15 protein-coding genes are annotated in these 13,635 nt (G+C 67.0%); 7 read left to right on the top strand and 8 right to left on the bottom strand.

Annotation, left to right across the window (positions count from 1 at the left end; translation table 11 throughout):
* Positions 1 to 42: 42 nt before the first annotated feature.
* The 5 genes from F5544_RS38250 (at position 43) to F5544_RS38230 (ending at position 4,900) form a co-directional block, all read left to right on the top strand.
* On the top strand, positions 43 to 1,818 hold the full coding sequence (locus F5544_RS38250) for an ABC transporter family substrate-binding protein (protein ID WP_428847095.1): 1,776 nt from the start codon (positions 43 to 45) through the stop codon (positions 1,816 to 1,818).
* Positions 1,815 to 2,690, top strand: a complete 876-nt coding sequence (mshB, locus tag F5544_RS38245; protein ID WP_167477667.1) for an N-acetyl-1-D-myo-inositol-2-amino-2-deoxy-alpha-D-glucopyranoside deacetylase — start codon at positions 1,815 to 1,817, stop codon at positions 2,688 to 2,690. The genes F5544_RS38250 and mshB overlap by 4 nt, the downstream gene beginning before the upstream one ends.
* A 166-nt stretch (positions 2,691 to 2,856) precedes the next feature.
* Positions 2,857 to 4,326, top strand: a complete 1,470-nt coding sequence (locus F5544_RS38240; protein WP_167477666.1) for an amino acid permease — start codon at positions 2,857 to 2,859, stop codon at positions 4,324 to 4,326.
* A gap of 14 nt (positions 4,327 to 4,340) precedes the next feature.
* Complete coding sequence (locus F5544_RS38235; protein ID WP_167477665.1) at positions 4,341 to 4,499, top strand: hypothetical protein; 159 nt, start codon at positions 4,341 to 4,343, stop codon at positions 4,497 to 4,499.
* Positions 4,496 to 4,900, top strand: a complete 405-nt coding sequence (locus F5544_RS38230; protein ID WP_167477664.1) for a hypothetical protein — start codon at positions 4,496 to 4,498, stop codon at positions 4,898 to 4,900. Before F5544_RS38235 ends, F5544_RS38230 begins: the two co-directional genes overlap by 4 nt.
* On the opposite strand, the gene F5544_RS38225 is transcribed toward F5544_RS38230, so the two are convergent.
* From F5544_RS38225 to F5544_RS38210, 4 genes are all read right to left on the bottom strand, one after another.
* Positions 4,887 to 5,711, bottom strand: coding sequence for an NAD(P)H-binding protein (locus F5544_RS38225; RefSeq protein WP_167477663.1), 825 nt, complete (start codon positions 5,709 to 5,711; stop codon positions 4,887 to 4,889). The genes F5544_RS38230 and F5544_RS38225 overlap by 14 nt on opposite strands.
* Before the next feature lie 139 nt (positions 5,712 to 5,850).
* Positions 5,851 to 6,459 carry a pyroglutamyl-peptidase I gene (gene pcp, locus F5544_RS38220; RefSeq protein WP_167477662.1) on the bottom strand — a complete coding sequence of 203 codons (609 nt, stop codon included), beginning with the start codon at positions 6,457 to 6,459 and terminating at the stop codon, positions 5,851 to 5,853.
* Entirely contained in the window at positions 6,456 to 7,436 is a 981-nt protein-coding gene (locus F5544_RS38215; RefSeq protein WP_167477661.1) for a DUF979 domain-containing protein, read from the bottom strand. The genes pcp and F5544_RS38215 overlap by 4 nt, the downstream gene beginning before the upstream one ends.
* Positions 7,433 to 8,116, bottom strand: coding sequence for a DUF969 domain-containing protein (locus tag F5544_RS38210; protein WP_167477660.1), 684 nt, complete (start codon positions 8,114 to 8,116; stop codon positions 7,433 to 7,435). Before F5544_RS38210 ends, F5544_RS38215 begins: the two co-directional genes overlap by 4 nt.
* 177 nt (positions 8,117 to 8,293) lie before the next feature.
* Here F5544_RS38210 and F5544_RS38205 point away from each other — a divergent pair, with 177 nt between their 5' ends.
* The gene (locus tag F5544_RS38205; RefSeq protein ID WP_238847531.1) at positions 8,294 to 8,779 is read left to right on the top strand and encodes a glutathione peroxidase; all 486 of its coding nucleotides are present in this window, start codon (positions 8,294 to 8,296) and stop codon (positions 8,777 to 8,779) included.
* Between the two features lie 48 nt (positions 8,780 to 8,827).
* Here F5544_RS38205 and F5544_RS38200 read toward each other — a convergent pair whose 3' ends face one another.
* Together F5544_RS38200 and F5544_RS38195 are read right to left on the bottom strand one after the other, a co-directional pair.
* Entirely contained in the window at positions 8,828 to 9,139 is a 312-nt protein-coding gene (locus F5544_RS38200) for a hypothetical protein (protein ID WP_167477659.1), read from the bottom strand.
* Between the two features lie 90 nt (positions 9,140 to 9,229).
* On the bottom strand, positions 9,230 to 10,123 hold the full coding sequence (locus F5544_RS38195; RefSeq protein ID WP_167477658.1) for an SDR family oxidoreductase: 894 nt from the start codon (positions 10,121 to 10,123) through the stop codon (positions 9,230 to 9,232).
* Positions 10,124 to 10,300: 177 nt separating this feature from the next.
* Here F5544_RS38195 and F5544_RS38190 point away from each other — a divergent pair, with 177 nt between their 5' ends.
* Positions 10,301 to 11,194: a LysR family transcriptional regulator gene (locus F5544_RS38190; RefSeq protein WP_167477657.1), complete on the top strand. Its 894-nt coding sequence runs from the start codon at positions 10,301 to 10,303 to the stop codon at positions 11,192 to 11,194.
* Here F5544_RS38190 and F5544_RS38185 read toward each other — a convergent pair.
* Positions 11,175 to 11,738: a YaeQ family protein gene (locus F5544_RS38185; protein ID WP_167477656.1), complete on the bottom strand. Its 564-nt coding sequence runs from the start codon at positions 11,736 to 11,738 to the stop codon at positions 11,175 to 11,177. The two genes, F5544_RS38190 and F5544_RS38185, sit on opposite strands and share 20 nt — an antisense overlap.
* Positions 11,739 to 11,762: 24 nt before the next feature.
* The gene (locus F5544_RS38180; protein WP_428847094.1) at positions 11,763 to 13,595 is read right to left on the bottom strand and encodes an APC family permease; all 1,833 of its coding nucleotides are present in this window, start codon (positions 13,593 to 13,595) and stop codon (positions 11,763 to 11,765) included.
* Between the last annotated feature and the right edge of the window lie 40 nt (positions 13,596 to 13,635).

Raw genomic sequence — 13,635 nt, 5'->3', positions numbered from 1 at the left:
GGGCGGCGCACCGGTGCTGCCCCCGACATAGTGCGAGGTAGAGTGCCGAAGGTGACATCGGGGGTCGGGCGCGCGACGGTGCGCGCCGTGCTTGCGGTGGCGGCATCGTTGACGGTGCTCGCCGGTTGCACCGCGAATCCGCCCCCGCCGGTGGAGGCCAGCGACAGCCCGCAGACCACGACGCCCAAGCCGAGTAAGAACACCGTCGTGGTGGCGATCGACGACATCGGCATCGGATTCAATCCGCATCTGCGGTCCGATCAGTCGCCCGCCACCTCGGCGGTGAGTTCGATGGTGCTGCCGAGCCCGTTCCGTCCGGTGGCGAGCCCGACCGTGCCCGGCGCCACCGATTGGGTGCCCGATCTCGGACTGCTCGTCTCGGCGGATGTCACGGCGCAGGAGCCGTTCACCATCACCTATACGCTGCGCAACCAGGCCAACTGGTCCGATGGCGCGCCGATCGCCGCCGAGGACTTCCGATTCCTGTGGCAGCAGATGATCACCCAGCCCGGTGTCGTGGATTCCGCTGGCTACCGGCATATTTCGGATATCGCGTCGTCCAACGGCGGCAAGACCGTCACGGTCACCATGAGTCAGCCGTATCCCGCGTGGCGTGAACTGTTCAGCAATCTGCTGCCGTCGCATCTGCTGAAGGATTCGCCGGGCGGATTCCAGACCGGGTGGATCAGATCGATCAAGGTGTCCGGTGGGCAATTCTCGGTGAAGAACCTCGACCAGGGGCGCGACGAGATCCGGCTGGAGCGCAACGACCGGTACTGGGGTACGCCCGCGGCACCGGACGAGATCCGTCTGCAGCGCGGTGGAACCACCGCGCAGTTGGCGGAATCGTTGCGCACCAGCGATTCTCAGATGGCGCTTGTGCACGGCGGCGCCGCGACGCAGGCGCAGCTTGCCGCGATCCCTTCGGTGCGCACCTCGATTACCCCGCAGGCGCGCGAGCTGCAACTCGTATTGAACGGGCGCAGTGGCGATTTCGCCGATATCCGGGTGCGCAGGGCGGTGCTCGCGCTGCTCGATCCCGCGCTGCTGGCCACCGTCGGCGCGCATACCGGTGGCTGGGTGGATCCGGTGCGCGCACAGGTGCTCGCACCGTCGGACCCCGGCTACGCGCCGACCGTGCCGCCGCGCCCCTCGGCCGACGAGGCCTTCGCGTTGCTCGCCGAGGCCGGGTTCGGGCGCGCGCCGGAACAGCCGCCGGTCGCCTCGCCGACCTCGCCCGCGCCGAGCCCGCGTTCGGTCGCGAAAAACGGTAAGGCGCTTTCGATTCGGATCGGCGCGGTATCCGGCGACAACACCGCGATCGCCGTCGCGAACACCGCGGCGGACCAATTGCGCAGCGCCGGAATCGATGCCACCGCGCGCAGCGTCGCCGCGGATACGTTGTACGGCAAGGAGCTTGCCGACAGCACCGTCGACGCGATCGTCGGCTGGGAGGTGGCGGGCACCGATCCGGCCACCGTGCTCGCTTCCCGCTATGGCTGCCCGCCGCCGAATGTGCCCGCGTCGAACGGGGATTCGCAGCCGAGCCCGGAGGTCGTCCGGGTCGCGCCGAGCAATCTGTCCGGGGTATGCGATCCGGCGCTGCAGGCCCAGATCGATGACGCGCTGCGCGGCATCGATGTCGGACGGATTCTGGCGGAGGCCGAGCCGAAGCTGTGGGCGCTGTCGACGGTGCTGCCGATTGTGCAGGACAACGTGGTGGCCGCGGCGGGCCCGCGCGTGGACGGTGTCGCGCTCACCGGCAGCATCCAGTCGGGCATCTTCGGTGATGCCGCACAGTGGCGGATGCTGCCGTGACGGGCGGGTTGTTGCTGGTGCACGCGCACCCCGATGACGAATCCATCACCACTGGCGGCACCATCGCGCACTACCGCATGCGTGGGGTTCCGGTACACGTGGTGACCTGCACGCTCGGTGAAGAGGGTGAGGTGATCGGCGAGCGGTGGGCCGGATTGGTCGCGGCACGAGCCGACCAGCTCGGCGGCTATCGAATCCTCGAACTCACCAGGGCGCTCGCGGCTTTGGACGCCGCGCCGCCGCGCTTCCTCGGCGGCGCGGGCCGCTGGCGGGATTCCGGGATGGCCGGGATGGCGTCGCAGGCGAACCCGCGGGCGTTCATCCACTCCGGTGACGCGGCGGTGGCTGCCATGGCCGAAATCATTCTGGAGCTGCGTCCGCGCGTCGTCGTCGGCTACGACCCGCGCGGCGGCTACGGTCACCCCGACCACATCCGGGCGCATGAGGTGACCACCGCCGCGGTCCGTCTCGCGGCCGAAAAAGGTTGGGACACACCGAAGTTCTATTGGACCGTGACCGACGGCGATATGCTGCGCGCGCACACCGACGCGCTCGCCAAGCGCACGGTGGACGGGCTGCCGGGTGCGCTGCCGTCCGGCTGGCGGTTGCCCGCCGAGGGTGAGTTGGCCAGCGTGCCGAGTCATACCGTCACCACCGTCGTCGATGTCTCGGACGGTTTGGCCGCGAAGCGAAATGCGTTGCGGGCGCACGAGACTCAGATCACCGTCGCGCCGTCGGGGCGAGAGTTCGCGCTGTCGAACGATATCGCGCAGCCGGTGCTGCCGGAGGAGCATTTCGTGCTCGTGCGTGGCGTCAAGGGACCGGTCGGGCCGGACGGACGCGAACATGATCTCTTCGCCGGACTTGATTGAACGGCGCGCCGGCGGGGTAACCGGATGCGGGAAGCAGGCCACCGCACTCGACTATCGACCGATCGGTTCCATTTGGCAGTAGCCTCTGGGTTGCTGTTTGATCGATTATCTGGGACGGGTACCGTGCTCTCATCCCAGGACATCGACGTGGAGGTTTGGCGGGTTCATGACAGCGGTCGGCGACAAGGACCACCTCAGCGTCGAGGACCACGGCTACCACAAGAGTCTCAAGCCACGCCAGCTACAGATGATCGCCATCGGCGGTGCCATCGGCACGGGTCTGTTCCTCGGCGCGGGCGGGCGACTAAATACGGCCGGACCAGGGCTTTTCCTGGTTTACGCGGTGTGCGGCATCTTCGTGTTCCTCATCCTGCGCGCGCTCGGCGAGCTGGTGCTGCACCGGCCGTCGTCCGGCTCGTTCGTCTCGTATGCCCGGGAATTCTTCGGTGAGAAGGCGGCCTTCGTCGCGGGCTGGATGTACTTCCTGAACTGGTCGATGACCGGTATCGCCGACACCACCGCGATTGCCCAATATTTCCACTACTGGTCCGGATTCTCGCCGATCCCGCAGTGGGTGCTCGCGCTCATCGCGCTGGTGATTGTGCTCGGGGTGAACCTGATCTCGGTCAAGTGGTTCGGTGAAATGGAGTTCTGGGCCGCGCTGGTCAAGGTCACCGCGCTGTGCGCGTTCCTGATCATCGGCACCGTCTTCCTGCTCGGCCGCTTCACTGTGCAGGGCAAACACACCGGCCCGAGCGTCATCGTCGATCACGGCGGCCTGTTCCCGACGGGTGTCCTGCCGCTGGTGGTCGTCACCTCGGGCGTGGTGTTCGCCTACGCGGCCGTCGAGCTGGTCGGCACCGCGGCGGGGGAGACCGAGGATCCGGTCAAGATCATGCCGCGCGCCATCAACTCGGTCATCGCGCGCATCGCGATCTTCTACGTCGGCTCCCTGGTGCTGCTCGGCCTGCTGCTGCCGTACACCAGCTACAAATCCGGTGAGAGCCCGTTCGTCACCTTCTTCGGCGCGCTCGGCGTGCCCGGTATCGGCAGCGTGATGAATATCGTCGTGCTCACCGCCGCCTTCTCCAGCCTGAACGCCGGCCTGTACTCGACCGGCCGCATCCTGCGCTCGATGTCGATGAACGGCAGCGCGCCGAAATTCACCGGGGTGATGGGCAAGAACGGCGTGCCGTACGGCGGCATCCTGCTCACCAGCCTGATCGCGCTGTGCGGCATCGTGCTCAACGGCGTCGTCCCGCATCAGGCCTTCGAGATCGTGCTGAATATGGCCTCGCTCGGCATCGTCGCCTCGTGGACCACCATCGTGCTGTGCCAGCTGCAGCTGTGGCGCTGGTGGAAGCAGGGGCGGGTGGAGCGGCCCGCCTTCCGCATGTTCGGCGCGCCGTACACCGGCCTGTTGACGCTGGTGTTCCTGTTCTTCGTGGTGGTCCTCACCGGATTCGACTATCCGATCGGCACGTGGACGGTGGCGACGCTGGCGGTCATCATCCCGATGCTGATCGTGGGCTGGTACGCGGCGCGCAGGCGGGTGCTGTCCATCGCCGAACAGCGGATGGGTTACACCGGTGAATTCCCGGTGGTGGCCAATCTGCCGATGGATGGCGAGAAATAACTAGACTGCGGTCCGTGTACAACTGGGATTTGCAGAACGCCATCGCGGCCTTCGTCGAGAGCATGCGCCCGAACTGGCCCGCGCAGCACGACCTCTACCTGTCGGCGCTGTACGCGTTCGTCGATATGCAGAGCCAGTTGCTGACCCTGCTCGGTTTCCCGCCGGTGCCGTGACGGCGCTCGACGATCCGGCGGGTAGGCCGTCATCGACAGTGCTCGGGCCGGTCATCGTCGCCCTGCTGGTGCTGGACGGGCTGATCACGCTGGTGCTGGAGGTGTTGTTCCTGCCGAGCTATATCGGCGGCGTCGCGATGCCGATCACGGCGGTGCTCGCGGGCGTGGTGAATGTGCTGCTGGTGCTGGGCGTGCGCACGGTGACCCAGCGCGTCGGGGTGATGCTGCTACCGCTCGGCGCGTGGGTCATCGGCTTTCTGGCCTGTGCGAGCTCAGGTCCCGGCGGCTCGGTCATGCTCCTGAACGATTGGCGCACGCTGCTTTTGGTGTTCTGCGGTTTGGTGCCGCCGCTGCTGTTCATCTACTTCCGGATGAACGCCACGGTATTCAGCCGGGAGTGACCGGCTGGCGGAACATCGCCGCGTTGTCGACCGCCCATTGGGCGAAAGTTGTTGCGGGGCGGCCGGTTATCTCTTCGACCGAATTGGTCGGTGCGGTCGGTGTCGTCGTCATATGCGCGAGTACGTTGTCGACATACCAGACCGCGCGTTCGCCCATCGATGGGGTCAGCGCTTCGATGGTCTCTTCCCGTGAAGCGGTGATGAACGAAATGTCTTGTCCCAGAGCCGAACCGATTTGACGGGTCAGTTCGGCGCGGGTCAGGATCTCGGGACCGGCGAGGGAGTACGCCTTACCTTCGGCCCCCGCTTCCAGCAGCGACTGCGCCGCGATCGCCGCGATATCCGCCATGGCGATCGGTGCGCTCGCCTTGTTCGGGTCGGGTTCGCGCACGGCGCCGGTCGTTTGGATCTGCGGAGCCCAAGTTCTGGTGTTCTCCATGAAGTCCGCCGGCCAGAGGTGCGTCCAGGCCAAGCCGCTGGCCTCGACCGCCCGCGTCACATGACCCCACCAGCTTTCGTGCTCGCCCGATAGGTCGACCACATACTCGACACCGGCCTGGCGGGCGAGATCGAGTACGCCCTCGAGCGATTTGTGCATCGGCGCGAGGTACATGCGGTCGACGCCGTCGAATGCCGCGGGAAGTGTCTCCGGCCGTCCGAGGTAGCCCTGGGCGACCCGTACTCCGTCCGGAAGTGCCGCCGCGGCGGGCTTGTTCGTCAGCGCGCGGACGTCGGTCGCTCCACGCGCGAGTAGTTCATCGACGACCTTCCGGCCGATATTTCCGGTTGCTCCGGTCACCAAGATTGTCATTCGGTCCCCTCCGAATCGCTGGACCCCGCCATCCTGCCAGCCCGGCGTGACGCCGGGCAGCCGCATTTGCTTGGGGTTGCGCGTGGCGCCGGAATCGTATCTGGCTTATGAAATATGTTGTGGCACAACCGAATTGATCTCAGTACAGAGTTCCTGCGGGGACCTCCAGATCCTGTTCGGTTTCCAGGCAGGCCCGGACGATCCCGGCCAGCCCGTCGGCGATCACCGGCACCGGCATATCCGCCGGGACATGTACGAAACCACCACGCAGACTCGGCATTTCGGTCGCGATCAGATGCAGCAGCCCGTAGAAGACGTGGTTGCACACGAATGTGCCCGCGGTGAACGAGACCGACGCCGGAATCCCGGCGGCGCGCACGGCGGCGACCGAGGCCTTGACCGGCAGCCGACTGAAATACGCGGCCGGGCCGCCCGAAACCACCGGGCGGTCGATCGGTTGCGCACCCGCGTTGTCGGGGATGCGGGCATCGTCGAGGTTGATCGCCACCCGCTCCGGCGTTATCTCGGTGCGGCCACCCGCGATTCCGGTGCTGATGACCAGATCCGGCCGGTATTCGGCGATCGCGGCGCGCAGCACCGATATGGAAGCGCCGAAGACACAAGGCAATTGGACGGCCGACAGCTCGATATCCGTTGGCTGCCCCGCGAGCAGTCGCGTCGCCTCCCATGACGCGTTGCGCGCCTCGCTGCCGAACGGCTCGAATCCGGTCACCAGCACCCGGCTCATCGGAATCCCCAGACGTACATGATCGCGATATTGCAGGCCAGCAGCGGAATCGCCGTCGGCAGTTGGGCTTTGATCGGGCCGTAGCGGTCCTTCATCTCCAGCAGGACCGCGGGCACGATATTGAAATTGGCCGCCATCGGCGTGCACAGCGTGCCGCAGAAACCGCTGAGCATGCCGACCGCGAAGATCACCGCGGGATTGCCGTGGAACTGGGTGACCAGCACCGGCCAGCCGATGGCCGCCGTCATCACCGGGAATGCGGCGAACCCGTTGCCCATCACCACGGTGAATACCGCCATGCCAACGCAATACAGCACGACGGCCGCGAATTGTGAACCGTCCGGCAGGATATTCGAGAAGAGCCGGCCCACCTGCTTACCGACACCCGCCTTGTCGAACAGCAGGCCGAGGATGGCGATGTACTGCGGCAGCAGCAGTGCCCAGCCGATGGCCTGCGCCAACCGTGATCCCTCGCGCAACGCGAGGCCGAGGCTCGGGCGTCCGGCGGGCCGCAGCAGCGCCATGGCGGCGATGAGCGCGACGATGACCCCGGCGCCGAGGCCGGTGAGCGCCGGAGTTCCGTTGGCGAGCAACGCTTTTCCATTGATCTTCACCGAGGCGACCAGCGTCGCGAAGAGCAGCGCGACCAGCGGGATCAGCAGCGCGGGCGCGAACAGCCGGTTGCCGAGCCGCTCGGCCGAGGCCTCGCGCTCCTCGATGGAACTGGTGGGAATCTCGGATTTGCCGAGCGCACCCGTGCCGCCGAGCACGCCGACCGCGAGCACCGCGAGCCCGAGCGGCCAGGCGGCTGCCATCTTGTGGGTGACGAAAGTCGAATAGCAAAAAGACATTCCGAGCAGGGCCCAGAACGCGAAGGCGCCCGCGCGGCGCGGATTGTCCCGATGGCTCAGCGCGAAAACCGCCATCGTGCAGAAGAACAGGCCCAGGGCCCAGTAGATCCATTCGGCGTCGATCATCGGACAACCACCTGTGCGCAGTTCTTGGTCAGCCACCGGTCCAGCCACAGCAGGCGTCCGGCGTGGATTACGTAGGCGCAGATGGCCGATGGGATCGCCCACCGCGCGATCTCCAGCGCGTCGAGCTGAACGTGGTAGGCGGTATTGATGTATCCGGTGATCAGCAGGACGCTGCCGATCGCGATGAAGATGTCCTCACCGAAGAACAGCCCGATGGTATCCGCGCTCGAGGTGAACCCCTTGATGCGTTCGATCGCTCGCTCGGGCAGCGAACCGTACTTGCGCTCCGCCGCGCCGACGGCCATCGGGCCGATCAGCGGACGCACCGTCTGTGCGGGACCGAAGATGCCGGTCAGGCCCATTGCCGCGGTCGCCTGCCTGGCCAGCATGTAACCGGCGAGCAGGCGGCCGGTGGTGGCCATGCGCAGCTTTCCGATCATCCTGGCGGCCTGCTGTTGCAGTCCGAAACGGTCCAGCAAACCGATGACCGGCAGGGTGACGACGTAGATCGTCACCGAGCGGCTGCCCGCGAAACCATTGCCGATGGCATCGAGGAGCGCGGTGGGGGTCAGGCCGCCGAGCAGTGCGGTGACCACACCGGAAACGACGACGACAAGAAGGGGATTGAGACGTAGTGCGAACCCCGCGACGACGAGGGCCACACCCAAAAGGACGAGCACGTGTTCTCCAACGAACTGGGTCTAACCGAAGCCATGACGGTATGTTCCGTCCGTGCACATCGCAAGCGCTCCGGCATAAACCCAGCAAATGATCGGCTGAATGCGCCCCGACGGCGGTGGTCGGTGCCGGTCGGTACTGTCGGCGATGACCGATCAGGAGGAAGATCCGTGACCAACATTCTGGATATCCCCGTCACCACCCTCGCGGGTGCGCAGACCACGCTCGGCGGGCTCACCGAGGGGCGGGCGGCGCTCGTCGTCAACGTGGCGTCCAAGTGCGGGCTCACCCCGCAGTACACCGGACTCGAGCAGTTGCAGCAGGAGTACGCGGCGCGCGGATTCACCGTCGTCGGCGTGCCGTGCAATCAGTTCATGGGTCAGGAGCCCGGCACGTCCGAGGAGATCGCCGAATTCTGTTCCACCACCTACGGTGTCACCTTCCCGCTCACCGAGAAGAGCGAGGTGAACGGGCCGGGCAGGCATCCGCTGTACGCGGAGCTCACCGAAACCGCCGACGCCGAAGGCAATTCGGGCGATATCGCGTGGAACTTCGAGAAGTTCGTGCTGTCCGGTGACGGCAAGATCGTCGGACGGTTCCGCCCGCAGACCGATCCGCACGATCCGGAACTCATCGCGGCCATCGAGGGCGTGCTGCCGCGGTAGTGACCGAAACCGGGACGGGCAGCGCGCTCGTCCCGGTTTCGTCGCGAATTATCCGGTGACGCAGTTGCCCTGGCCGTCGGCCTGACCGACCTTGTGCGGCATATCCGCGACCTCGCAGCGGGTGCCGCTCGGCAGCGGAATGAACTGGACCCCGTCCTGACCCGGCTTGTAGCAGGTGGCCGACGCGGGCGAATCACCGGGCAGGTAAATGCTTTCGGTGTATTCGAGACCCGCCTGCGCACAGGTCTGCTTGGCGATCTGCGCGTAGTCGAAGTCCTCCGCGTTCGCCGATACCGAGCCGACAGCGGTCAGCGCCGCGGCGGCCAATCCCACGAACATGGTGGTCCGGACAAAGCTCATCGTCGAATCTCCCTGAAACTCGGCTGATTCCGTTGGATACCGCAGACACGGTACGGGCTGGCGCGCGCGGATGGTAGGAATCGAGGTCAACTACCGGTCGAAGTAGTGACCCTTTTCGAGATCCGCAAGCAAGCCCGGCTGAATGGGCTCCCAGCCGAGCGACTCGCGGGTCGCGGTGCTGGAAACCGGGCTGTCCCGCTGGATGAGCAATCCCGCGAAGCCGAAGTGGTCGACGGCCGCCGACGCCGGAATGGACGTGGTCGGGACACCCGCATGACGGCCGATTACCTCCGCGATATCGCGGAACGCGATGCCGACCTCGGCGACGGCGTGCAGCCGAGCACCTGCCGGGGCCGCCTCGAGCGCCAGCCGGTACAGGTGGGCCGCGTCGAGGCGGTGGACGGCGGCCCAGCGGCTGTCGCCATCGCCGACGTAGGACGAAACGCCTTGTGCGCGTGCGATATCGATCAACTGGGTGAGGAAGCCGTGGTCGCCTTCGCCGTACACGATCGGCAGCCGCACCACCGCGACGCGCACACCGCGTTCGGCGAAGGCCAAGGCCACCGATTCGGTGGCGATCCGCTCGGCGTTGAACGCCGTGGGATCGGGTGCGCTGTTCTCGGTGGCGATCTCGCCGGGTACGAAACCACCGGTGGCAGAGGTGATCACAAACGGGCGGTCCGACGATGCCAGCGCCGCGCCGAGGGTTTCCACGGCCCGGCGATCTATGCGGACGTTCTCGGCGAAATCGGTGAAGTCGTGGACGAAAGCGGTGTGGATGACGCCATCCGCCGCTGCCGCGCCGGCGCGCAGGCTGTCCAGGTCGGTCAGGTCGCCGCGATACGGCTCGGCTCCCGCCGCGGTGACCGCGGCGGCCGCCGCATCGGTTCGGGCGAGCCCGAGCACTTCGTGTCCGGCGCCGAGTAGTTCGCGGACGACGGCGCTTCCAACGAAACCCGTTGCGCCGGTGACGAATACGCGCACTGTGTACTCCTTCGGAATTCGGCTGACCGGCTTCGGGGCCGGTGCTTTCAGCTTCGGTGCGCGATGCGGTCGGCGTCCAAGGCCTGTTTCGCACAGCGCAATGCATTCGAGGCATCGCCGCAGTTGGCGGCGTATTTCCGTGCGGTGCTGCCGGTGGCATTGCCATACCCTGGAGTTATGGCCGACACACCCGCGATCGATCTCGACCTACGACTGGTCCGGTACTTCACCGTCGTCGCCGAGCACCGGCATTTCGGCCGCGCCGCCACCGCGCTGCGGGTCGCGCAGCCCTCGCTGAGTCGCCAAATCCGGCGTCTGGAACAGCAATTGGGCGCTCGGCTGTTCGATCGCACGCCACAGGGCGTCGGGCTCACCGAAGCGGGTGCGGTGTTTTTGCCGCGCGCGAAGGCGCTACTGCGCTCGGCCGCTCAGGCCGCGGCATACACCAGGGCGGCCGCCGAACCGCATCGCATCGTCATCGGATACACCGTCAACCTGATCGTCACGCCGGTGGTGCGCGAACTGCGCCGACGCCATCCGGACGCCGATATACAGACGTTGCACCTGGGTTGGCGCAAAGCGCGCGAGGCGCTGCTCGACCACCGTGTCGACGCCGTGCTGACCCGGCTGCCGTTCGTCACCGACCAACTACACGTGACGATTCTTTATGACGAACCTCGTGCCGTGCTGGTCCCGCGTGATCATCGGCTCGTCGGCAAGGCGTCGGTCACCCTGGGCGATATCGCCGACGAACCCGTGGTCCGCGTGCCCGATCCGGCATGGAATGCCTTCTGGCGCATCGACCCTCGCCCCGACGGCAGCCGCGCACCGGACGGCCCGCTCGCCGAGACGCTCGAGGACAAACTCGAATTGATCGCCTCCGGCCAGGCGGTGGCCATCGTCCCCGCCGACCCGACGGCCGAACGCGTGCGTCCCGATCTCACCGCCATCCCGCTCGAAGACGTGCCGCCGAGCCACGTGGTGGTGGCGACCCGCGCCGGTGACGGCAGCCGTCTGGTGGCCGACTTCCGCAAAATCGCCAGGACCACCCTTACTGGTCCCGTCGAATAGGCTGAGCGAGGCCGTATTCCGTTATTTGGGCACTCAGCCCGGTCCCGTTGAGATCCAGATACAGCAGCCGCTCGGTGATGGAAAGCGTGACGGTGTTGCGGCGTTCGATGGCGGCGACGGCTTCATCGATGAAGGTTCGGTCGACGCTGTACACCGGAATCGCCTCGGCGCGATGGATCCGTTTGCCGGTGAGCTGAGCCAGCACCTTGGCCGGATCGCGATGGGTGTAGACGGCGACTCGGTCGGCCATTTTGCTGCCGCGATGCACCCGCTCCGCATCGGGCGCGCCGACCTCGATCCAGGCGGTGACCTTCCCGGTGCGGTCGCGCACCAACACCGCGGGCTCATCGGTCGATGAGACGCCGCCCTCGCTGAACGCGATGCCCTCCTCGTACTCCAGGCAGTAGGCCAGTAGACGGGTCAGCATGAATTCGGCGGTCTCCGACGGATGCCGCGCCACCCGGACGTCGAGATCCGCGTAGACCCCGCGGTCGACGTCGGCCAGCTGAACGGTGAAGGTGTACATGGTTGCGCCGAGTGCCATAGGTGCAGCAGCTTACGTGCCGGTTCAGTCGAGCCGAACCGCGAGCGTCGCGACGACCGCGTCGGTGCGGGCGCGCAGGGCCGCGGTGAGCACCGGGCCGCGCGGGTTGTGCAGTGGGCGGCGCCACCAGCGCCTGGCCTCCATATGGGCCAGCAGAACGGTGACCTGGCGGCCCTTTTCGGTTTGCTTGCGCACATAGCCGACGAGGGTGTTGACGAGGCTGCGGTGCGGGGAGGGCAGCACCTTCAGCGGTACGCCGGGATCCCATTCCTTCCATTGCGCGCTGAGCTTTTTGGTGGAGTCGGGATCGATTTCGGCTGCCACCGCGACGATTTCGCCGCGCATCCGCAGGGCCGAGCAGAGCGCGCGGGCCGTCACCTCGCTGATCGCGACCACCGGAACCACCACCAAAGCCTGTGTCGCCGAACCGGGTTCGGGTCGCGGCGGAATCTCGCCGAGGTGCAGTTGCCGGGCGACATCGCCGTAATAGTTCTCGGTGCGAGCGAAATTCACCACCAGCGCGGGCACGATGATCAGCAGCAGCCAGGCGCCCTCGGTGAATTTCTCGGCGAGTAGGACGATCAGCGCGACGGCGGTGAGTATCGCGCCGAATCCGTTGAGCGCGGCCCGATGCCACCATCCCGGACCGCGTTCGCGATACCAGTGCAGTACCAGGCCGCCCTGGCTGATGGTGAAGCCGATGAACACGCCGATCGCGAAAAGCGGTAGCAGCCGGTGGGTTTCGGCGCCGACGATGATCAGCACCAGCGCGGCGAGCCCGGCCAGCGCCGCGACGCCGTAGCGGAACACCGGGCGTTCGGAGCGCACGCCGAACAGCGATGGCACCCGCCGGTCCTTGGCCAGCAGCGAGAGCAGCACCGGCAGCCCGCCGAAGCTGGTATTCGCCGCGAGCACCAGCACCAGCGTGACGGCCAGATTGGTGAGATAGAACAGCCAGCCGGTGCCGAACGCGCCGGTCGAGAGCTGGGCCAGCAGGGTCACATCCCCGCGCGGCACCACATCGTGGCGCCGGATCAGCCAGGCCAGCCCGAGCAGCATGACGCCGAGCAGCACGCCGAGCGCGACCTCGGTGTGCTGGGCCCGCCGCACTGCGGGCGTGCGGAACGAGGGGACCGCGTTGGCGATGGCCTCGACACCGGTCAGCGCCGAGCATCCGGCCGAAAAGGCCTTGAGCAGCAGGATGATTCCCAAACCCTCGACCGCGACGAACGGCGACCGATCGGTGCCGATCCGCACCGGCTCCCAGTGCACCAATCCGGCGACGATCACCGCGAGGATCAGCACGACGAACAGAATCGTCGGCCCCATCAGGACTTTCGCGGATTCGGCCACCCCGATCAGGTTGATGACGGTGAGCACCGCGAGCCCGATCAGCGTGACGAGCAGCAGATGGCCCGCGAGCAACGGAAAGGCGCTGGCCAGGCTCGCCGCACCGGCCGCGAGGCTGACCGCGACCGTGAGCACGTAGTCGACCACCAGGCTGGCCGCCGCGAGCAGGCTGGCCCAGCGGCCGAGATGCCGTTTGGCCACGGCATACGCGCCGCCGCCGTCGGGGTGCACCGCGATCACCTGCCGGTAGGACAGCACCAGCACCAGCAGCAGTGCGGCGATGGCCACCGAAACCGGCAGCGTCCAGGAGACCGCCGCCTCGCCCGCGGCGATGAGCACCAGCACGATCGCCTCGGGGCCGTACGCGACGCTGGACAGCGCGTCGAGCGAGAGCGCGGCCAGTCCGCCGAGCGCGGTCAAACGGAATTTGTCGCCGCGCTGCATCCGCCGGACCCGGCGGTCGGCGATCCTCGGTTCGGCAGCGCGCTGCTCCAGCGTATTCACCACGCCGATCATTCAACGCGGTGCCGATACCCTGCGCTGACAG

It is taken from the genome of Nocardia arthritidis (assembly GCF_011801145.1).
Lineage (GTDB): Bacteria > Actinomycetota > Actinomycetes > Mycobacteriales > Mycobacteriaceae > Nocardia > Nocardia arthritidis_A.
Note: the sequence above shows the minus strand (reverse complement) of the source record. Positions and strands in the feature narration are given on the sequence as shown.